This window comes from Salmonella sp. A1325 (genome assembly GCF_056991255.1).
In genome coordinates this window covers 107,639-128,182 of sequence record NZ_JAMLWO010000003.1, presented here as the reverse complement: position 1 = coordinate 128,182, position 20,544 = coordinate 107,639, and the positions used below count along the sequence as shown (strand labels likewise).

The following is a 20,544-nucleotide window of genomic DNA, read 5'->3' as shown; positions in this document are numbered from 1 at the left end:
ACTATAGCAAGAATCAGAAATGAATAAACTGTAAATTTTTCATTACACGATTTATTTTTTACGCTGGCTTTCCAGCCACCACTTATCCAGCTCGGCGGCAAAATGCTGACGATCGCGCGGCGAGAGAGTGTTTGGTCCCCCCGTTTGTACGCCGCTGGCGCGTAGCGTGTCCATAAAGTCACGCATCGTCAGACGTTCGCGAATCGTGGCGTCGCTATAGCGTTCTCCCCGGGGATTAAGAGCCGCAGCGCCTTTTTCCAGCACTTCAGCCGCCAGCGGAATATCTGCGGTAATCACCAGATCGCCCGCTTCGCATTGACGCACAATTTCATTGTCCGCCACGTCAAACCCGGCGGCCACGCGGAGCGTGCGGATAAAACGCGAAGGCGGCACGCGCAAGGCCTGATTGGCAACCAGAATAAGCGGCAACTGCATCCGCTCGGCGGCGCGGTACAAAATTTCTTTAATGACATTCGGACACGCATCCGCATCCACCCAGATGGTCATAATGTCTCCCGTACGGTATACAATCTTTTATTGTCTCGCGCTTTTGCCTTTCATCAAAGTGCTGTTTCTCCTTCTGCCCGTTTTCAATCCGCGTTAAGCTAACCATTCCCCATAACACACAAACATAGGGAGTGACGAGATGGAGAAGAAAATCGGTTTTATTGGCTGCGGTAATATGGGCAAGGCTATTCTTGGCGGACTGATTGCCAGCGGTCAGGTACTTCCCGGTCAGATCTGGGTCTACACCCCCTCCCCCGATAAAGTTGCCGCCCTGCATGACCAGTACGGCATTAATGCGGCGCAAAGCGCGCAGGAGGTCGCTCAGGTCGCGGATATCGTTTTCGGCGCGGTAAAACCGGGCATTATGGTGAAAGTGCTCAGTGAAATCTCCTCCAGCCTGAACAAAGACTCGCTGGTGGTCTCTATCGCCACAGGCGTAACGCTTGATCAGCTTGCGCGCGCGCTGGGACACGACCGTAAAATCATTCGCGCTATGCCGAATACGCCGTCGCTGGTCAACGCAGGAATGACCTCCGTCACGCCAAACGCGCTGGTCACACCGGAAGATACGGCTGATGTGCTGAATATTTTCCGCTGCTTTGGCGAGGCGGAAGTGATTGCTGAGCCGATGATCCATCCGGTGGTTGGCGTGAGCGGATCTTCGCCGGCCTATGTCTTTATGTTTATCGAGGCGATGGCGGACGCAGCCGTTCTGGGCGGTATGCCTCGCGCTCAGGCTTATAAATTCGCCGCGCAGGCCGTCATGGGATCGGCGAAAATGGTACTCGAAACCGGAAAGCATCCCGGCGAACTGAAAGATATGGTGTGCTCGCCTGGCGGAACGACGATTGAAGCCGTACGCGTTCTGGAAGAACGTGGCTTCCGCGCTGCGGTAATAGAAGCGATGACGAAGTGTATGGAAAAATCAGAGGCGCTCAGTAAATCCTGAGGCCCGGCTGGACGTCATGCCGCCACTTCGGTGCGGTTACGTCCGGCATTCTTTGCTTTATAAAGCGCCATATCCGCAGACTTTAGCCATTCCCGATAATGACCGATTTGTGGCGTTAACGGCGCCACGCCCACGCTGATACGTAACATGACCTGCGGCGCGCCCGGCAAGCGTAAGGTATTTAGCCGTTCATGCACTCGCGACATGGCGGTAATCGCGCTGTCTGCCGGCGTTCCGCACATAATCACCGCGAATTCGTCGCCGCCAAAGCGCCCGATAATATCACTCCCGCGTAGCGTTATCTGTAATTGACGCGTCAGGGCGATAATAGCCTCATCCCCAACATCATGCCCCCAGGTGTCGTTAATGCTCTTAAAATGATCGATGTCGATAATCAACAATGTCGCCTCCCGATGGTGGCGTCGGCTGTGATCGAATTCATTACGTAATAAAATTTCCCAGTGGCGTCGGTTATAGACGCCGGTCATGCCATCCCGCGAGCTCATCGCCTGCAAGCGTCGCTTATGTTCCGCTAATTTAATGGCCGTTTGATAACTTACCCAGGCGAACAGAAGCGGATACAACATAATGACGGGCAAAGAGAGCGTAACTTCCAGCGACGAGCTTCGCATAGCGACGGGTAGCCCGGTAAGCTGCAACGTCACCAGACATGACGCCAGCAAAAGCCCCATTCCGGCAGTGAATAGCCGCCGCCCGCCAGCCCCCATCAGATTCATGCTCATCATCATAAACAGCGCGGCGGCAGGCAACATATTGACGCCCATCAGCGCGATCCACATGCCGGAGAGGATCGCATCCACTTTCAGGTTGTAAATTTCCTGACGTAGCGGATCAAGGGCTTTCGCCGACCACTGCCACGCCAGATGCGGCCAGACAAAAGACCAGCCGACCAGCAACAGCCACCAGCCGCCAAAGACAGGTTGCGTCACTAACACGGCGGCCACCGGTAAAAACATCCCCCCTAACCCCACCGCGCGCGGTAGCCTGATGCGCCGGGCGAAGCGCAACCCGGAGCGCTGACGATCATCAGGAGGGTCAGGCGGCGCTACCGCCTGTTCAACTGCTTTTCGGTAAAAATTTTCATCATTCATTATTTTTGGGAACATTTAGAAACAATTTTCCCAAATTATAGAAACAGAGCGCATGGAGGGAGTATGAAATTTCGGGTGAGTGTTTTTCAGGGCTCACCCGATAGCACTACGCCGCTTTTTTCAGGCAGGCGCTCATAAACTTGCTACGGTCATCGCCTTTCAGGGATTGTTCCGTCGCCTGAACATTGCATTCACGCATTTTCTGCTGTTGCGGCGTCAGGCTTTTCTCGCCAGGGGCCGACTTACTGTTTTTCAGGCAGTCGCTAAGGTAGGTTTTACGCGCATCGCCTTTCAACGCTTGCGCTGTCGCCTGCTGATTACAGGTCGTCATGCGCTGCTGTTGCGGCGTTAACGGTTTCTCGGTTGCGCCGACGGCGGTTAAAAAGACCAGGCCAAAAAGTAAAGTCACCAGTAATGTTATTTTCATAGCACCATCCTTTTGTCAGTGTACACATTACACGTTGTCCCTTTGGGAAATATCCCAGGGACTTTATATAAGTCTGGCTGTTACTGGCAAAAATACCACCCGGCTGTAAAAGTATTACTTACCGTTAGCAATAGATGTTTTATTGATTGACAAACCGTAGGCTAATGTGCAATTCGATTATCCACAGTCACACTGGCAGGATGCAGAAGAACAGCGCATAGCGTTACACTGTTATTACCATAGCCGCTTCGTTTTTATTTTCTTCTGGTTAATACAGAGCAAAATAAAAACGAAGCGGCTATGTTATTTCATAAAAGTAACGTTATAACACCTGTGTTGTTTTAAATACGATTAGTGCCGGGGGTGTCTCAGCAACTTTTTTACATATTGGCGCAGCAATTCCGTATCGTGATCAGGAACGCTGGCATCCGGCTTTACGCCTTCAAGTGCCCCCTCTACCTGACGTATCAACATCTCCTGCTCGTTTTGCGCCATGTTACGTAACATTGCTGTGACGATAATCTCTAACGCTTCTACCTGAGCAACCAGTTCTTTCGACTCTTCTTCTTTTTGGGCTAGCTTAAGCAACAACTCTGCTATGAGATTTTTCATGACCATATTTCCTTATTAGTTCCAGGGTGACGTTATCACTATGAAGAACCACTGCCTAGAGGCTGAAAGTACTATTTTTATGATACAGGAAGAACTTTACACAAATAATTATCACTGTCGCCGCAGCGAAACGTTTCTCAGACCGAAAACGAGACGATAATAAACCATCAAAAAACAATAATCACGCTATATCATAATTTAAGGTTATGCCATCTATAGAAAAACTTCACGGATAAAGAATATATCTTTTAATTTAAACCATATCGTAACGGCAGAAGCGCCGTTACGATGCACCGCTATTGGCCTTTCGCTTTTTGCGCGTTACGCCGACGACGTAACGCCAGGGTCAGTTGCCCAATATTGATTAACACGATCGCCGCCGTAGCGATAAAAACCCAGCGGAAACCGGCCATCGCCGATACCGTCGCGCCCATCAACGGCCCAACCACGTTGCCCAGGTACATAAATGACTGGTTGTAGCCAAAAATACGTCCGGTAATTTGGTCGCTGGAGTATTTCACCAATAACGTTTGTACGGCGGGTAACATCGCGCCATCGGCAAAGCCCAACAAGAAACGCAACAGTCCCAACTGGAACGGCGTGGTGACCCAGGACATCGCGAAGAAAAGCAGCACTGCGCAGATAAGCGTGGCCATCAGAATTCTTTCCGTGCCGATTCTGTCGCCAAGTTTTCCCAGGCGAGGCGCGGAGATAAGCGCGGAGATACCGGGCACCGAGGCAATTAACCCGCTAAGAAAGGCGATGTTATTACTGTCCGGCATCATTGATTTGATAAACAGCGCCAGGATTGGACTGATGGAACCATTACAGAGTTGAATGACCATCGTGGTAAAAAACAAGCTGATCACCAGCGCAGGATAAGGTAACGACGCAAAAACGGCTTTACCGCTCAGGCGTTCGCTTTTCCTGATGACCGGACGCACGCCTTCTTTAATTAAAAATAGCGTGACCAGAAAGCTCACCACCAACAGCATGGCGGTAATCAGAAATACCGCCCGCAGCCCGATATGATCCGCGACAAAGCCGCCCATTAACGGCCCGCCGATAACGCCGCTGATCTGCGCGGTAGAAAGCGTACTGAGCGCCCAGCCGCTACGTTCGCGCGGTACCTGAGAGGCTACCAGCGCCATGGCATTGGGGATATAGCCTGACGTTAACCCCATGATTCCGCGCAGCAGGAAAAGTTGCCAGACATGGGTCGCAAATGCCTGCAGTAGAATAGCTATCGCCATCCCGAGCGACGCGCGCAATAGCATCAGTTTACGCCCTTTACGATCGGCGAGACTGCCCCACATCGGCGACACAATGGCGGAAATAAGAAACGTGATGCTAAACGTTAACCCGGACCACATTGATAACGCTTCATGGGAAGAGACGCCAAGCTGGGAAATATAAAGGGGTAAGAATGGCAGGATTTGGCTGATTGCCAGCCCGGTAAAAAAACATCCAAACCAAACGGAAATTAGATTAACTTTCCAGGATTCCATAAGACTCGTAACGGTAAGTAGCTGAAAATACGCGTTAGCTTAGCAAGTTCTCTTTTTCCTGGTGGTTCCAGAGGTGCGATACGTCACACTTTGCTATTTTGTCTCCCCGTTCATCATTTTTGTGAAACATGTCACATTATATAGCCGCGCAAGGCAGACGTTTATGCTTTAACGACACACGCCGTAGCCCCGCATTCCAAGATGAAAATGGTTAGCATGAGCAGCGTTATAGTCAGGCCCGAGCCCATTGCCATAATAATGGCAACTGGCGTTTAACATAGCGCGTAACCAGGGCCCCGTCTCATCGAGCTCCCAGCCGCGCAGGATAGTGATTTTTCGGCCATCCGATAGCTGAAACCCGCTGACATCCAGCGCTTCTGCGCTGGCATGTTCACTGCGACGCGCATCCGGGCGGTGATAAATATTACGGCAGGCATAGCTGCCCAGATGTTCGATGCGGGTCAGGCGGCGCTTCATCCACGTTTCTGTTAAAGGTTTTACCTGCTGTTCGACAAACAGCGCGGAGCGCAGCGCCAGCGGGCAGGAGGCTAAAAAACTGCTGCTCAGTTTGACCTGGCCAAAATCTCTGACGCGCACAACATGGGACAAGGGACATTCACCAGCGCTATCCGCAACAGGTTGTGATGAAATTAATCCCTGTTGATTGGCCGCCGTCAAAAGCTCCCGGCACTGCGACGGCGTAAGGCGCTGTAGTTTGAAGGTCGTGATCCAGCCTGGCGGATCGGCAAGTTGTAGCGGAGCAAAAGGATTATAATAAGAGGGAAGATAACGATAACCCAGCCCGCCAATGCCGCCCAACAGCACAATAATCAGAAAACCCTTACCTCTCACGCGGCCTCCGTTCTCACATCCCATAAACATTATGGCAGAAGCCCGCGAAACCCGCGTTTTGTCGTGGTAATGTATACGCTTTGCATTCGATGGAATGGGTTTTTAAGATGGCGAAATTGCGGGTAGGAATAGTATTTGGCGGTAAGTCGGCGGAACATGAAGTGTCTTTGCAATCAGCGAAAAATATCGTTGATGCGATCGATAAAACCCGCTTCGACGTGGTGCTGTTAGGGATAGATAAGGCAGGACAATGGCATGTTAACGATGCGGAAAATTATTTGCAGAATGCAGACGATCCGGCACATATCGCGCTACGTCCTTCGGCAATCAGTCTGGCCCAGGTGCCTGGCAAACATCAACACCAATTGATTAACGCCCAGAACGGGCAGCCGCTACCGACGGTAGATGTTATTTTTCCTATCGTCCACGGTACGCTGGGCGAAGACGGCTCATTGCAGGGGATGCTGCGCGTCGCAAACTTACCGTTTGTCGGTTCAGACGTGCTGAGCTCCGCAGCCTGCATGGATAAAGACGTCGCCAAACGACTGCTACGCGATGCAGGACTGAATATCGCCCCGTTTATTACACTCACCCGAACGAATCGTCACGCGTTTAGTTTTGCCGAGGTTGAATCCCGTCTGGGACTGCCGCTGTTCGTTAAGCCCGCCAATCAGGGCTCTTCGGTCGGCGTTAGTAAAGTCGCTAACGAAGCGCAATATCAGCAGGCGGTCGCGCTGGCTTTCGAATTCGATCATAAAGTGGTGGTGGAGCAAGGGATCAAAGGGCGCGAGATCGAATGCGCCGTATTAGGTAACGATAACCCACAGGCCAGTACCTGCGGCGAAATCGTACTGAATAGCGAATTTTACGCCTACGATACTAAGTATATTGATGATAACGGCGCACAAGTTGTCGTGCCTGCGCAGATCCCTTCCGAGGTGAATGACAAGATCCGCGCGATCGCGATCCAGGCTTATCAGACGCTGGGGTGCGCGGGTATGGCGCGTGTCGATGTCTTCTTAACGGCAGACAATGAGGTCGTGATTAACGAGATTAATACGCTGCCAGGTTTTACCAATATCAGTATGTATCCAAAACTCTGGCAGGCGAGCGGATTGGGCTATACCGATTTGATCAGCCGCCTGATTGAGCTGGCGCTGGAACGCCATACGGCGAATAACGCCTTAAAAACCACGATGTAATAGCGCACGCCCGATAGCGCAACGTTTATCGGGCGTCTTTTACCTCATCATCTTCGCGCCGGCGAATGATGAACCCCGCCAGCCAGAAGCTGATAATCCACGTTACCAGCCCAACGCCATAGGTTTGCCATCCTTTCGCCTCAAAACCCAGCAATCCTACGACACCATTCAAAATAAAGATAAGGCCAATAGAGAAGGCATAGTAGTGCCAGTCACGACGAATTTTTACAGGCAAACGCATAACGACTCCGACGTATTAACAGCAACAAAAACGTATTTTTGCATACTTCTTGCGAGCGAGTCTGTGGGGGATACGGAATTTCTTAAATGTTAATTGATTTTGATAAAAGTGATCGTTTTGTGACAACTAACAAAAATTTACGCGATGGATACATTCCGTATGTGAAATTACCATGATTCTGATATTGACAAACACAATGACCTGTCAGACTTCACAGTAAGCCGATGGCATAACGCCAGATCGTAGCCGATCATCCTGGAGGTCTTTATGGCTGATTTCACTCTCTCAAAATCGCTGTTCAGCGGGAAGCATCGAGAAACCTCCTCTACGCCCGGAAATATTGCTTACGCCATATTTGTACTGTTTTGCTTCTGGGCCGGAGCGCAACTCTTAAACCTGCTGGTTCATGCGCCGGGCATCTATGAGCATCTGATGCAGGTACAGGATACAGGTCGACCGCGGGTAGAGATTGGGCTGGGCGTCGGGACGATTTTTGGCCTGGTGCCCTTCCTCACGGGCTGCCTCATTTTCGCCGTTATCGCCGCGTTTTTACGCTGGCGTCACCGTCACCAATAAACCTTAGCGCGCTGGAGAAAATATCCCAGCGCGAAATTTATCGCCCCATACACCGCGCCCGCCGCTCATCAACTCGTTTAGCAAACCAGGCGGTCGTCAGCTTACGCGTGATCTTCGGACTTTCCAGTTGAATACCGGGCAACATTTCCCGCGCAAGCGTCTTACCCGTTTTGGCCTCGGCCAGTTTATAGACTTTCTTGTAGAGCGCCGTTTTTTCAAACGCCAGGCTATCGCCTTTCTCCAGTTGGCTGCGAATTTCACGCTCACTCATTCCCAACTGCCCTGCCAGTTTGCGCACCGCTAACTCTGTTTTGCCCGCTTCCTTGCTGTTATAACGAATCAGATCGCCATCCAGCGCCAGTTTTACCCCACTGGCTTTACTGACGGCATTCTGGAACGCAGCGTTACGGCTGGCGTACCATCCCGCGTTGAAGTCGGCGAAGCGGAAAACAGGCGCGCTGTAGTTCGCCGGGTAATTCAGCAAATGGTAGGTTCCAAACCACAATCCGCCACGGCGCGTAAAGACCTCCTGACGTACCGTACCCGTCATCTTCCACGGATAGCCTTTCGCGTGCTGTTCGGCAAAGGCAATGCTGACCTGCATCGGGCCGCCCGTATGCACCGGGTTATATGAGCCAAATAGCGTCTGCCCCATAGGGACCATATTGATAAAGTCGTCAAAAATAGCGCTAAGCTGTTTTTCGGTTTTTACCGTGTCCAGGCGTTCGCTATAGCTCTTGCCGTTGGGGGAGTTAATTTTCAGCGCGGTGTGCACCAGAAACAGCGGAATGTGTAGTCGTTCAGCACGACGATCAATCTCCTGCCAGGCTATTTTACTTAGCCCCGGCACGACAGGATCCGCCTGATAACCGGACTCCTGCTGGGCGACAGCCAGCACCGAACAGATATTTTCTACCGTCGGCGCCAGCCCCTGGCTCTTAAACGTTGTCGCGATATCTTTCGCCCAGGCCTCTCTGTCTTTGACACTGGCCGGCATTTTCTGACGAACTACGCTTGCCACGTCGACAGGCTTCTCGCCCTTGCTCACCGGCTGCCCGGATTGACTACTACAGCCAGCCAATATGGCGACCGCCAGAAAAGGCAGAGGATAAAGACGGGACGCCGCCGACATAACGTTTCCTTCTGTTAGCTAAAAGAGTGGGTCACTTCCTGAACTGGCTGATCATCTAACTGGCGTTCAAAGCTACGTAAACGTTTATAAATAGACATCAGCTCCACCAGAGTCGTCCAGGAGTTAATCAAATACTGGAACGAACCGCGCACCTGGCCAAACACGTTGGTGATTTGTGTCATCAGCCCCAGCGTAATCGTACCGGCAACAATGGAAGGAAACAGCAGGAACAAACCGAAAACGTTATCGACCTGCAAATAGAGAATGCGCGCGATGTTAAAATACATATAGTGAAAGTAGAGACGGAAGTAGTTATGGCGCACCGCGCTAAACAGTTCACGCACGGTGGGCGGCGTGGCGCGGCTGGCGTCATCTTCACCGTAGACCAGCTCCTTACGATAAGCTGCTTCCACTCGCTGATTTTTAAATTCCAGCCCCGGCAATTTGATCCCGACGACTGCCAGCAGGCCCGTCCCCATTAATGACCAGACTATGGCGGCAATGACCAGGCCGTAAGGGATATGCCCTACGATGGGTAAATCCGGCACATGCGCTGACAGGGTGACCAACACCGGCAGAAAGGCGATGAGCGTCATGATGGCATTGATAAAACTCACGCCCATATTCTCCAGTGTAGAGGCAAAACGCATGGTATCTTCCTGCACACGCTGGGCGGCCCCTTCGATATGGCGCAGGTACTGCCAGTGCGCCATATAGTGCTCATTCATTGCGGTACGCCAGCGAAATACATAGTGGCTGACAAAGAAGTTGTTCAGCACGCCGATCACCACGGCGATAAGCGCAATACCGAGAAACACCCCCACTTCATGATAAAATTGACCAAGAGTGACCTTGTGCGGCGAGCTGAGCGCCGTTTGAATCAAATCATAGAACGGCGCGTACCAGGCGTTAACCGCGACGCCAACCTCCACCAAAAACCAGGTGACAAAAATAATGAGCGAGGTGCCAAGTATCGACCAGTACTGCCAGCGGTGCGGGCTATAGATGAACCAGAACGTTGCAAATAATCCCACGCAAATCAGGTAATAAGCATAAAAAATCAGATAGTCCAGCGACCAGAAGCGCGCTGCGCTGATAGGCACTTCATCGGATGCCCCTACAAGTCGCGCCACCCAATCTCCTCCTCCCGCCTGCCAGAAAATGACGGCGATAAGCGCCCAAACAAACGCCGACATGAAAAACGGCCCTGGCTTTGGGAAAAAAGATTTAAACATCATGCTCTCCTGCTAACTTCTTCTCTTTATTACGGCTGCTGTAACGGCGGCAATATCACGCCATGCCCACGCAAATGAAAGGGCTAAACCAGGCATTGTGACCTACGTTGTGACGCTTAGTTCGCACTTCTGCTCAACAGAATTGTTTCGACGAGTTTCATTCTAAGCAGGCAGGCTGGCGCTATCAGGTTATCACAAGCGCTTTATCACAAAAGTAAACATTCTCCATCACGAAAACCCGCCGTTACGTTTTTTCACCCACTTTTTTCTCTTTAACGTTTTGCAATGTGCCGCCGGGTAGTATAAATACGCATAACCACCGTTATTTCACTTATGGACATCACCGTTGAAACGTAGTCTGCTTTTTACTGCCATGCTGTTTGCGGCATCACTTACTTCTGTCCAGGCGGCTCAGCCGATTGCCGATCCGGTTTTTGCCTCTGATATCGTTGATCGTTATGCCGAGCATATCTTTTATGGTAGCGGCGCCACGGGCATGGCGCTGGTGGTGATCGACGGCAATCAACGCGTGTTTCGTAGTTTCGGTGACACCAGACCGGGCAATAATGTTCGTCCACAGCTTGATTCGGTCATTCGTATCGCTTCTCTCACCAAGCTAATGACCAGTGAAATGTTGGTAAAATTGCTCGATCAGGGAACGGTAAAATTAAACGATCCGCTCAGCAAATATGCGCCTCCCGGCGCGCATGTCCCGACGTATCAAGGCACGCCGATTACGTTGGTCAACTTAGCGACCCATACCAGCGCGCTTCCGCGAGAACAGCCCGGCGGCGCGGCGCATCGTCCGGTATTTGTCTGGCCAACCCGCGAACAACGCTGGAGCTGGCTCTCCACAGCAACGTTAAAAGTCGCGCCAGGCTCGCAGGCGGCCTATTCCAATCTGGCGTTCGACCTGTTAGCCGACGCGCTGGCGACCGCCTCCGGCAAACCTTATACACAACTGTTTGAAGAAAAGATTACCCGCCCGCTGGGAATGAAAGACACCACGTTTACCCCCTCTCCCGATCAGTGTAAGCGTCTGATGGTGGCAGAGAAAGGCGCAAGCCCCTGTAATAATACGCTGGCAGCCATTGGCAGCGGCGGGGTCTATTCTACGCCAGGAGATATGATGCGCTGGATGCAACAGTATCTGTCGTCAGATTTCTATCACCGTAGTCATCAGGCCGATCGTATGCAAACGTTGATTTATCAGCGCACACAGTTAAAGAAAATCATCGGGATGGACGTACCAGGTAAAGCCGACGCGCTCGGTCTGGGCTGGGTCTATATGGCACCAAAAGACGGACGTCCTGGCATTATCCAGAAAACAGGCGGCGGCGGCGGTTTTATTACCTATATGGCGATGATCCCACAATATAATATTGGCGCTTTTGTGGTCGTAACCCGTTCCCCCCTCACGCGTTTTACCAATATGAGCGACGGGATTAACGATTTGGTTACTGAGTTAAGCGGCAATAAACCGATTGCTATTCCTGCATCCTGAGTCGTCGCGCCTCGCGCTATATCAGACGAGGCACAACATTTTTGTTAATATTCGGAGGGCAAACGGTTAATACTAATCAGTTTGCCTTTATTCATTTCAATGTAATTACCCTTACGCAGGGCCGCGAGAACTTCCGCCACCACCGATCGCGATACGCGCGTTCGTTGATGAATATAATTCATAACACCAATACGTGAGCGAAGTTCTTCATCCCACTCAATCATTGTCATTAACGTCGCACGAATCTGGTCGTAAGAATTATTACCAATGAGCTGCTTGTCACGAAGTTCCAGTACCTGGCTTTTCCATACTAACCAACAGAAGGCCTCACGCCACAGTTGGTTCTGCTCAATGATGGCGAGAGTTTGTGATGATGAGAGGCGATAACCGATGCAACCGCTCTCCGCAATTAATTTATATTGTGCCTCTTTTTTCGCCACACCATCGGCTAAGCCGAAAATAAAGGGGGCCTGCACAATACCAATAAGAACTTTATCACCCCGAACTAACGAAACAACCCCCTCTAAAATAACAAAGGTATGGGTATTACTTTCATCAGGTGAACAGATAATCTCTTTATCGTTAACAAACTCGAAACGCGTACCATGCTTAGAAAGGCATTTATCGAGTCTGTTGAATTCCTGTAGTGGCTTGCTTAAAGATAACATATGCATTCCTTGCAATAATGCCCGTCAAGTCCTTGACGGGCATTTTTCAGTTTAAATTACCTTTATTTCTCCTGAGAGAAAATGATTACCAGGTATATTTAACACCAACGTTTGCAGACCAGTCTTGATCAACATCACCGCCGCCGAGGTAGTTAGCATCGGTGTAGGCGCTGAAGTTCTTCGTGAAGCTGAACTGAGTACCCAGACCAACACGTACCGCAGAACCTTCTACGCCGTTGTCGATAGAGTCGCCGTTTACGTCAGCATCGTTGTTTGAGTCGTCGTAAACGTAAGCCAGTTTGAAGTACGGCGTCAGCGCCTGATCTTCGCTGTAAGTGAAGGTATAACCTGCATCTACACCGATTTCATAACGCATGCTGTCGTAGGACTGACCGTCAACTTTCATGTCGTTGCTCAGCTGGTAGTCGTCGCCAGACTGGAACAGACCGGATACGCTGCCGTAAGGCGTTACGTAGCCTGCATCACCCAGCTTCAGATCATAACCCAGTTTCAAGCCAAAGCCCCAGGCGTCAGAAGAGGTGTTGCCGTCAACGTAAGTACCGTCGCTCATGTTAGCAGACAAATCGTTGTTGAAGTGAGAGTAGCTCAAGTTACCATCAACAAAGATGTTGTTTGCGAAACGAGCGGAAGAGTAGATGTAGGCAGACTGGCTGTCCTGATCCACCTGACCGGTACGATCGCTCAGATCGCCTTTCGCGAAGCCTGCTGCCGCACCAACGATCCACTTAGCGTTGTTACCGTCAACTTTGGTATCAACACCGACCATGATGCCATTAACATCCTGATCGTAGTTAATGGTGCCGTTGTCGCCGTTGAAGTTACCGCCGAAGTAGCTTACCCATGCGCCGCCGTTATCCGCCAGGCCATGACGAGCGTTGGTCAGACGAGTACCAACGGTGTCTTGTTCCAGGTTCCAGATATTGGTGTTCGCAGAAGGAATGCTCAGCGCCATGTTAGCGTAGTCGGTCAGTTCCATCTGTTCCAGCACGACAGTGTTGCCTTCCTGCTTAGCCTGATAGGTGTAAGCACCCAGGTCAGCTTTGTTTGCTGCAGAGAAGGTCGCATCGGTGTTTACGTCATTGACATAAATCAGCTCGTTGCCTTTGTAATCCGCAACAGAACCGGCACCAGTAGCGTTGTCGATGCGAACTTTATAGTTACCAGTGGCCGCTACAACATTATCAACAGAGCTGTTATCCAGTTCGTCGCCGTTGTTGATATCGCCATTACCGTTGATGGTCAGGTGACCGTCAGAGTTCATCGCGATAGTACCGTAACCATAGTTAGCCTGAGTGGTATCCCAGGTACGGTCGTTCACCAGGTCAGCATTCAGAACATAATCACTGCTATGGATATTGAACACACCAGAAACAACATTACCGTTGTGATCAGCAGTATTGCCGCTGGTCAGTTCCAGTTTATCAGTGCTGAATACTTCGGTATCAAACTGACCAACATTCACATCCAACACACCACCGTTAGTTACGGTGATGGTATTGGCATACAGATTGGAATAAGTGCTCCATCCAGTAGATTCGGTCAAACCAACAGTACTATAGGAGTCAATTGTCAGGTGATCGGTGTCAACATAACCATCTTCACCAATGTTCAGTGAAGAACCATTAGTCAAATTAATGGTGTCTGATGTTAAATCAGAATTAGAAACATTAACCTGAGAACCATTGTTTACAGCCAGAGTATCAACAGTCGAGTCCCCAACGGTGTCCCATTCAGAACCATTGTTCAGCGTCACGTTAAACACGCCGCTCTGGAAAACTTCATTACCAACGATACGATTCCAGGCATTATCTTCCAATGTTGCGCCTGGAGTAAGGCTGTTCGTTTCAACATCATACATACGGGACGTTGTATCAACAGTATAAGTCGCCTGACCAACCCACTTACTGCCATTATCAAGTGTAAGGTTCAGTTCGTCGACGTTGAGGCCGTCATCAGCCCAGCCATGGTTGGTATCAGGAACACCATCACCGTTAGTATCATCACCATCCGCATCGAAATTGGCGTTCCAGTTACTGGTAAATTTGACATCACCCATCAGCGTAGAATTACTGAAGTACACATTGTTCTTCATTGCATAGTCTGAAGCACCATTGTCATCAGTGAAAGATAATGCAACGTCGCCAGCACCAGTATAATCGCTCGGCTCATCGGAATTGCCAAAGTGACCTGTGCCAAAAGTACCAGTGTCAGTAGTATAAGCACTATCCAGGATATAATCTGAACCGGAAGTTACAGTAGAGTCAAATACATTAATATTGTTATCCCAGTTATGGGATTCCGTCGTGTAAGTGTTGTTGTAAGTATTTCCCTGAGACAAGGCAATACCTGCAACACGGGAATTGTTGGAAATATTGATGTTGCTTTCTACATCAAGATTCACCGCCACGCCTTCGCTGACATCGAATGTTTCATTTGTGTACTTAGTTACATCACCATCCTTATAGGAATCAGTGAAGTAAAACGCTTCATAATCATCATCAATGGTGGAATTAGCGATGTTCAGCGTGAACACATCACCGTCATACCAGTTTCCGTCAACAGTATCAGTACCGTTGTTGAACCGATAATATTCAGAAAACCCATCGTTATCCAACGTATCAAAACGATCGTAATAACCAATCGGCAGCATGGAAGTAATCGAGCCATGAATAACTGAATTACTAATATTCAGCTCATTACTGGTTGCGTCATTATAATCATGGTTCAGATAATAGGTAGAAATCGTACCGTTAACAGTGTCACCGTTGAACGTCTGATCGAAATCACCATTGGCATTGTTGTAGTAAACGAAACCGCTATAGTTTACATAGTTACCATCAACAGTGCCTGCGGCATCCATATTATTCCAATCAAGCGCGGTGGTAGGATTGTCGTAATAAGTCCAGGTATCGTAAGTAGTAGCATTCGCCTGAGAAGTGATTGCCAGAGTGCAAGCCAATGCTAATTGTGAGACTACAAGTTTCTTTTTCCAGGAGTGCATTTGTCATCCCTCCTCAGGGACGTAATATAGTTGATCCATCAATTATCAATGCATAAAAACATATAGATGTTTAGCAAGGAGGATTATGCGGCGTCATTGCTAAAAGGTTCAATTATTCTTTATCCTCAGTCCGGATTCGGACATGAATTAAAAAGACGTAATAAAAGGAAAATAGATAATTAAAAATCATTCTTTTTCATGAGGTTACAAGAAAATAAAAAAATAAAATACATATGAGATAAATATGGATTAAAGAAAAATAAAATAAATATGAATAATGTTAAAACCCACATTTACTTAAATGACGATGAAATAAAACTAAAAACAACGTAAAACTAATTCTTATTTAAAATGATATAGTGCCTGAGGTATTAATCTCCGGTATATAAAAGAAGCGCCATGTTCTGCCGCCGCCGGGGCTGCGCCTGCTACGTTAAGGACCGTTTTCGTAAAACATCTGCCTACAGATTCAGGTATACTGGGCCTTCGATTCCACAAACATCAGGCAGACCATGACAGACCTTATCCATCGCCCTCGCCGCCTGCGCAAATCCGCTGCGCTGCGCGCTATGTTTGAAGAGACAACACTTAGCCTGAACGACCTGGTGTTGCCGATCTTTGTTGAAGAAGAACTCGACGATTACAAAGCTATTGATGCCATGCCCGGCGTAATGCGTATCCCGGAAAAGCAGCTGGCGCGAGAGATTGAACGTATCGCAAATGCTGGTATTCGTTCCGTTATGACCTTCGGCATTTCTCACCATACTGATGACACCGGCAGCGATACCTGGAAAGAAGACGGCCTGGTGGCAAGAATGTCCCGCATCTGTAAGCAAACCGTGCCGGAGATGATCGTCATGTCCGACACCTGCTTCTGCGAATACACCTCGCACGGCCACTGCGGCGTGTTGTGCGAACACGGTGTGGATAACGATGCGACGCTGGCCAACCTCGGCAAGCAGGCCGTTATCGCGGCGGCGGCTGGAGCAGATTTTATTGCGCCCTCCGCGGCCATGGATGGACAAGTCCAGGCTATCCGCCAGGCGCTGGATGCCGCCGGTTTTACCGATACGGCAATAATGTCCTACTCCACCAAGTTCGCCTCTTCTTTCTACGGCCCCTTCCGTGAAGCTGCGGGTACCGCGTTAAAAGGCGACCGCAAGACGTATCAAATGAATCCGATGAACCGCCGTGAAGCGATTCGCGAATCACTGCTCGACGAAGCCCAGGGCGCGGATTGCTTAATGGTGAAACCGGCCGGCGCGTATCTGGACGTGCTGCGTGAAATCCGCGAACGCACAGAGTTGCCGCTTGGCGCTTACCAGGTGAGCGGTGAATACGCCATGATTAAATTTGCTGCTATGGCTGGCGCCATTGATGAAGAAAAGGTCGTGCTGGAAAGTCTGGGCTCGATTAAACGCGCCGGCGCCGATTTGATTTTCAGTTACTTCGCGCTGGATCTGGCTGAGAAAAATATTCTGCGTTAATTCTGTTACAGGGCGGCGCGCTGCCGCCCTTTCCCAACTTTACACCCCACTATTCAGTCGCTGACGCTAACCCGTTGCCGGACGCGGCTTATCCGGCTTACGGCTATTCCTCGATCGCCTGGCGAATTTGCTGCAACGACGCGGGATCGTCAATAGTTGTCAGATCGCCCGGATCGCGGCCTTCACAGATCGCCTGGATCGTGCGGCGAAGCATCTTTCCGGAACGCGTTTTGGGGAGCTGCGAGACAAACCAGACATGCGCCGGACGACCAAAGTGACCGATCTGGTTGTCCACCAGCGCCATAATCGCTTTTTCCTCGTCGCGCGCCGCCTCGCGATCCGCCAGCGTATCGCTCTGCTTCGGAATGACAAACGCCACCGCCACCTGCCCTTTCAGAGCGTCCTTTATCCCCACCACCGCCACTTCCGCTACGTTCGGGTAACCGGAGATACTTTCTTCTATTTCTCGCGTCCCCAGCCGATGGCCCGCAATATTAATCACATCATCGGTACGGCCCAGAATAAAGTAATACCCCTCGGCGTCGCGGATTCCCCAGTCGAAGGTGGCATAAACCTGACGGCTAAACAGCGACCAGTAAGTCTTCACAAAACGCGCATCGTCGCCCCAAATAGTCTGAATACAGCCCGGCGGCAGCGGCCCTTCAATCACCAGCATGCCTTTTTCATTTATGCCGCAGGGGTCGCCGGTGACTTCATTGAGTAGCTGGACGTTATAACCGTACATCGGCACGCCGGGACTTCCCAGACGCGACGGCCTGTCGTCCAGCGCGCGGGCCAGCGCCATGATCGGCCAGCCGGACTCCGTCTGCCAATAATTGTCGATAACCGGTACGCCCAGCGTCTCCGTTACCCAACTGGCCGTCGGCTCGTCCAGCGGCTCACCGGCCAGATAAAGCGCCTCCAGCGAGGAGAGATCGTGATTACGGATTTGCGCCGTCGGGAATTTTTTCAGCACGCGAATCGCGGTCGGGGCGGAAAACATCCGGTTAACCTGGTATTTCTCGACAATTTTCCACCAGACCCCGCAGTCCGGGTACGTCGGCAGTCCTTCGTAAACAATAGTCGCCATGCCTGCCAGCAACGGCGCGTAAACGATATAGGAGTGGCCGACGACCCAGCCGATATCCGATGCGCAAAAGAATACGCCGCCCGCCTTGCCGCCAAAAATGGTGTCCATCGAGGTTGCCAGCGCCACCGCATAACCGCCGACGTCGCGCTGGACGCCTTTCGGTTTGCCGGTAGTGCCGGAGGTGTAAAGAATGCATGAGGTTTCATTGGATTCCAGCCACGCCACCGGCACGCTCGCACCGAGATGCTGCTGGCGCAACGTGGCAAAATCCAGATCGCGCCCATCCACCCACGCCATTTTCGCCAGCCCTCTGTCCACCAGCAGAACGTGTTTCGGCTGATGCTGCGCCTGCGCAATAGCGTCATCGAGCAGCTTTTTATATGGCAGGATTTTACCGCCCCGCGCTCCGGCATCCGCCGACACAATCAGCGCCGGTCTGGCATCGTCAATGCGCGCCGCCACGCTGTGCGAGGCAAAACCGCCAAAGACCACCGAATGGATCGCACCAATGCGCGCGCAGGCCAGCAGGGTTATCTGCGCTTCGGCAATCATCGGCATATAGACCAATACGCGATCGCCACGCTGCACGCCCAGCGACAGCAACATGGCGGCCACAGCGTTGACTTCATCATGCAACTGGCTGAAGGTAAATGTGCGCTCTTCATCGGTCTCTGATGAGACGGCAATCAGCGCCAGCGCCTCCGGCTGTTTATCCAGCCAGCGGTCAACGGCGTTATGACATAAGTTAGTGGTGCCGCCGCAAAACCAGCGGGCAAACGGTGGACGGCTATGATCCAGCGTCTGCGTAAACGGCTGTCGCCAGTCGATACGCCGGGCCTGCTCGGCCCAGAACGCCTCCGGTTCGTTAATGGAACGCTGATAAAATTCGCTAAAAGACATCACGCTCTCCTGTTGAACTTACGCCTTACTGCTGGCTGGCTCAGATGACATATAAATCGAGGTATTCGTTAACCGGCATCTGCTCCAGGCGGGCTCTGTCCAGGGAGACATCCAGAATGCGTTGCTGCTGGCGAGTCGGGAACTGACGCGCCAGGTTTATTTTAAATTTTTCGATAAGCTTCGGAATACCGTCGGCGCGGCGACGCGCATGACCAATCGGATACTCCACGACAACCTCGCCAAAGCGTGAGCCATCAGTAAACTCCACGGTGATCGCATTGCCGATAGCACGTTTTTCCGGGTCGTGATAGTCGGCGGTAAAAGCCGGGTCCTCATAACACACGATTTTCTCGCGCAGGGCGTCAACACGCTTGTCCTGCGCCACCTCGTCTTCATAATCCGCCGCGGTTAACCGTCCGAACAGCAACGGCACGGCGACCATATACTGGATACAGTGATCGCGGTCCGCCGGGTTATTGAGCGGGCCTTTTTTATCGATAATGCGGAGACAGGCTTCGTGGGTGCGGATGGTCACTTTCTCGATATCCGCTGCCGTTTTACCCGCGGCCTGCATCTGCTCATACAGCGTCATCGCCGCTTCGACGGCGGTTTGCGAGTGGAACTCTGCCGGGAAAGAAATTTTGAATAGCACGTTTTCCATCACGTAGGAGCCGTAAGGGCGCTGGAAACGGAACGTTTCACCTTTGAATGAAACGTCGTAGAAGCCCCAGGTTTTGGCGGTGAGCGCCGAGGGATAGCCCATCTCGCCGGTTTTCGCCATCAGCGCCAGACGTACCGCGCGCGAAGTCGCATCGCCCGCCGCCCAGGATTTGCGCGTACCGGTATTCGGCGCATGACGATAAGTGCGCAACGACTGCCCATCCACCCACGCCAGCGATACCGCGTTGAGGATCTCATCGCGCGTCAGCCCCAGCATTTCAGCGACCACCGCAGTCGAGGCCACTTTCACCAGCAACACATGGTCAAGTCCGACACGGTTGAAGGCGTTTTCCAGCGCGATGCAGCCCTGAATTTCGTGGGCTTTGATCATCCCGTTCAATACCTGTTTCATGGTCAGCGGCGCTTTGCCGGCGGCGACGGCGTTGCGTGACAGCCAGTCAGCCGTCGCCAGAATACCGCCGAGGTTATCAGAAGGATGGCCCCACTCGGCGGCAAGCCAGGTATCGTTAAAATCGAGCCAGCGGATCATCGCGCCAATGTTAAAAGCTGCCTGTACCGGATCGAGCTGGAACTGGGTGCCCGGCACGCGTGCGCCGTTGGGCACCACCGTGCCTGGCACGATCGGCCCAAGCAATTTTTTACAGGCCGGGTATTCCAGCGCTTCCAGACCACAACCGAGCGTGTCGAGCAGGCAATAATGCGCGGTGTCGTACGCCACCTTTGAGGTGATGTCGTAGTTCATCACGTAATCCACGATATCGACGATTTCGCGGTCAAATTCCGGGCGGATGTTCAGTTCTTGGGTAGACATAGGGTACGTTTCCTGCGTTTTATTTTTA

General features: G+C 51.3%; 18 protein-coding genes. 5 read left to right on the top strand and 13 right to left on the bottom strand.

Features of this window, described 5'->3' with window-relative positions:
- Positions 1–51 precede the first annotated feature (51 nt).
- A complete protein-coding gene (locus tag NAZ64_RS07555; protein ID WP_000158137.1) occupies positions 52–507 on the bottom strand; it encodes a YaiI/YqxD family protein in 456 nt (151 codons plus the stop codon).
- A 139-nt stretch (positions 508–646) separates the two neighbouring features.
- Between NAZ64_RS07555 and proC the strand changes: the two genes are divergently transcribed.
- Positions 647–1,456, top strand: a complete 810-nt coding sequence (gene proC, locus NAZ64_RS07550) for a pyrroline-5-carboxylate reductase (RefSeq protein ID WP_483640901.1) — start codon at positions 647–649, stop codon at positions 1,454–1,456.
- A 14-nt stretch (positions 1,457–1,470) separates the two neighbouring features.
- Here proC and adrA read toward each other — a convergent pair whose 3' ends face one another.
- The 5 genes from adrA to NAZ64_RS07525 all read right to left on the bottom strand — a co-directional run bounded on the left by adrA (position 1,471) and on the right by NAZ64_RS07525 (position 5,997).
- Positions 1,471–2,583, bottom strand: a complete 1,113-nt coding sequence (gene adrA / locus NAZ64_RS07545) for a diguanylate cyclase AdrA (protein WP_000484093.1) — start codon at positions 2,581–2,583, stop codon at positions 1,471–1,473.
- Between the two features lie 91 nt (positions 2,584–2,674).
- Complete coding sequence (gene psiF / locus NAZ64_RS07540; protein ID WP_000705162.1) at positions 2,675–2,995, bottom strand: phosphate starvation-inducible protein PsiF; 321 nt, start codon at positions 2,993–2,995, stop codon at positions 2,675–2,677.
- Between the two features lie 351 nt (positions 2,996–3,346).
- A complete protein-coding gene (gene iraP / locus NAZ64_RS07535) occupies positions 3,347–3,607 on the bottom strand; it encodes an anti-adapter protein IraP (protein ID WP_001518423.1) in 261 nt (86 codons plus the stop codon).
- A gap of 296 nt (positions 3,608–3,903) precedes the next feature.
- A complete protein-coding gene (locus NAZ64_RS07530; protein ID WP_000446772.1) occupies positions 3,904–5,115 on the bottom strand; it encodes a multidrug efflux MFS transporter in 1,212 nt (403 codons plus the stop codon).
- 168 nt (positions 5,116–5,283) lie between these two features.
- The gene (locus tag NAZ64_RS07525; protein ID WP_483640900.1) at positions 5,284–5,997 is read right to left on the bottom strand and encodes an extensin-like domain-containing protein; all 714 of its coding nucleotides are present in this window, start codon (positions 5,995–5,997) and stop codon (positions 5,284–5,286) included.
- Between the two features lie 77 nt (positions 5,998–6,074).
- On the opposite strand from NAZ64_RS07525, the gene ddlA reads away from it, so the two are divergent.
- A complete protein-coding gene (gene ddlA / locus NAZ64_RS07520; protein ID WP_001096588.1) occupies positions 6,075–7,169 on the top strand; it encodes a D-alanine--D-alanine ligase in 1,095 nt (364 codons plus the stop codon).
- Positions 7,170–7,194: 25 nt separating this feature from the next.
- On the opposite strand, the gene NAZ64_RS07515 is transcribed toward ddlA, so the two are convergent.
- Positions 7,195–7,410 (bottom strand): DUF2754 family protein, encoded by a 216-nt coding sequence (locus tag NAZ64_RS07515; protein WP_001239240.1) that lies wholly within the window; start codon positions 7,408–7,410, stop codon positions 7,195–7,197.
- A gap of 267 nt (positions 7,411–7,677) precedes the next feature.
- On the opposite strand from NAZ64_RS07515, the gene NAZ64_RS07510 reads away from it, so the two are divergent.
- Complete coding sequence (locus NAZ64_RS07510; RefSeq protein ID WP_000763139.1) at positions 7,678–7,986, top strand: YaiY family protein; 309 nt, start codon at positions 7,678–7,680, stop codon at positions 7,984–7,986.
- 37 nt (positions 7,987–8,023) lie between these two features.
- On the opposite strand, the gene yaiW is transcribed toward NAZ64_RS07510, so the two are convergent.
- Positions 8,024–9,118, bottom strand: a complete 1,095-nt coding sequence (gene yaiW / locus NAZ64_RS07505; protein ID WP_076726142.1) for a surface-exposed outer membrane lipoprotein YaiW — start codon at positions 9,116–9,118, stop codon at positions 8,024–8,026.
- A gap of 14 nt (positions 9,119–9,132) precedes the next feature.
- Positions 9,133–10,353, bottom strand: a complete 1,221-nt coding sequence (gene sbmA, locus NAZ64_RS07500; RefSeq protein ID WP_080095259.1) for a peptide antibiotic transporter SbmA — start codon at positions 10,351–10,353, stop codon at positions 9,133–9,135.
- Between the two features lie 346 nt (positions 10,354–10,699).
- Here sbmA and ampH point away from each other — a divergent pair, with 346 nt between their 5' ends.
- A complete protein-coding gene (ampH, locus tag NAZ64_RS07495; RefSeq protein WP_000830780.1) occupies positions 10,700–11,857 on the top strand; it encodes a D-alanyl-D-alanine-carboxypeptidase/endopeptidase AmpH in 1,158 nt (385 codons plus the stop codon).
- 44 nt (positions 11,858–11,901) lie between these two features.
- Here ampH and iprA read toward each other — a convergent pair whose 3' ends face one another.
- Entirely contained in the window at positions 11,902–12,525 is a 624-nt protein-coding gene (gene iprA / locus NAZ64_RS07490) for a hydrogen peroxide resistance inhibitor IprA (protein ID WP_000950236.1), read from the bottom strand.
- An 85-nt stretch (positions 12,526–12,610) separates the two neighbouring features.
- On the bottom strand, positions 12,611–15,547 hold the full coding sequence (locus tag NAZ64_RS07485; RefSeq protein WP_220569384.1) for an autotransporter outer membrane beta-barrel domain-containing protein: 2,937 nt from the start codon (positions 15,545–15,547) through the stop codon (positions 12,611–12,613).
- A 512-nt stretch (positions 15,548–16,059) separates the two neighbouring features.
- On the opposite strand from NAZ64_RS07485, the gene hemB reads away from it, so the two are divergent.
- Complete coding sequence (gene hemB, locus NAZ64_RS07480) at positions 16,060–17,034, top strand: porphobilinogen synthase (protein ID WP_000130724.1); 975 nt, start codon at positions 16,060–16,062, stop codon at positions 17,032–17,034.
- 103 nt (positions 17,035–17,137) lie between these two features.
- On the opposite strand, the gene prpE is transcribed toward hemB, so the two are convergent.
- Complete coding sequence (gene prpE / locus NAZ64_RS07475) at positions 17,138–19,024, bottom strand: propionate--CoA ligase (protein WP_001632564.1); 1,887 nt, start codon at positions 19,022–19,024, stop codon at positions 17,138–17,140.
- A gap of 40 nt (positions 19,025–19,064) precedes the next feature.
- Positions 19,065–20,516 (bottom strand): bifunctional 2-methylcitrate dehydratase/aconitate hydratase, encoded by a 1,452-nt coding sequence (locus tag NAZ64_RS07470; protein WP_024798450.1) that lies wholly within the window; start codon positions 20,514–20,516, stop codon positions 19,065–19,067.
- Between the last annotated feature and the right edge of the window lie 28 nt (positions 20,517–20,544).

Excerpts from the sequence above, each read along its gene's own strand:
- NAZ64_RS07470 (WP_024798450.1), bottom strand. The coding sequence starts at position 20,516 with ATGTCTACCCAAGAACTGAACATCCGCCCGGAATTTGACCGCGAAATC.
- psiF (WP_000705162.1), bottom strand. The coding sequence starts at position 2,995 with ATGAAAATAACATTACTGGTGACTTTACTTTTTGGCCTGGTCTTTTTA.
- ddlA (WP_001096588.1), top strand. The coding sequence starts at position 6,075 with ATGGCGAAATTGCGGGTAGGAATAGTATTTGGCGGTAAGTCGGCGGAA.
- prpE (WP_001632564.1), bottom strand. The coding sequence starts at position 19,024 with ATGTCTTTTAGCGAATTTTATCAGCGTTCCATTAACGAACCGGAGGCG.
- yaiW (WP_076726142.1), bottom strand. The coding sequence starts at position 9,118 with ATGTCGGCGGCGTCCCGTCTTTATCCTCTGCCTTTTCTGGCGGTCGCC.
- NAZ64_RS07515 (WP_001239240.1), bottom strand. The coding sequence starts at position 7,410 with ATGCGTTTGCCTGTAAAAATTCGTCGTGACTGGCACTACTATGCCTTC.
- NAZ64_RS07530 (WP_000446772.1), bottom strand. The coding sequence starts at position 5,115 with ATGGAATCCTGGAAAGTTAATCTAATTTCCGTTTGGTTTGGATGTTTT.
- NAZ64_RS07525 (WP_483640900.1), bottom strand. The coding sequence starts at position 5,997 with ATGTTTATGGGATGTGAGAACGGAGGCCGCGTGAGAGGTAAGGGTTTT.
- hemB (WP_000130724.1), top strand. The coding sequence starts at position 16,060 with ATGACAGACCTTATCCATCGCCCTCGCCGCCTGCGCAAATCCGCTGCG.
- sbmA (WP_080095259.1), bottom strand. The coding sequence starts at position 10,353 with ATGTTTAAATCTTTTTTCCCAAAGCCAGGGCCGTTTTTCATGTCGGCG.
- NAZ64_RS07485 (WP_220569384.1), bottom strand. The coding sequence starts at position 15,547 with ATGCACTCCTGGAAAAAGAAACTTGTAGTCTCACAATTAGCATTGGCT.
- NAZ64_RS07510 (WP_000763139.1), top strand. The coding sequence starts at position 7,678 with ATGGCTGATTTCACTCTCTCAAAATCGCTGTTCAGCGGGAAGCATCGA.
- adrA (WP_000484093.1), bottom strand. The coding sequence starts at position 2,583 with ATGTTCCCAAAAATAATGAATGATGAAAATTTTTACCGAAAAGCAGTT.
- proC (WP_483640901.1), top strand. The coding sequence starts at position 647 with ATGGAGAAGAAAATCGGTTTTATTGGCTGCGGTAATATGGGCAAGGCT.
- iraP (WP_001518423.1), bottom strand. The coding sequence starts at position 3,607 with ATGAAAAATCTCATAGCAGAGTTGTTGCTTAAGCTAGCCCAAAAAGAA.
- NAZ64_RS07555 (WP_000158137.1), bottom strand. The coding sequence starts at position 507 with ATGACCATCTGGGTGGATGCGGATGCGTGTCCGAATGTCATTAAAGAA.
- iprA (WP_000950236.1), bottom strand. The coding sequence starts at position 12,525 with ATGTTATCTTTAAGCAAGCCACTACAGGAATTCAACAGACTCGATAAA.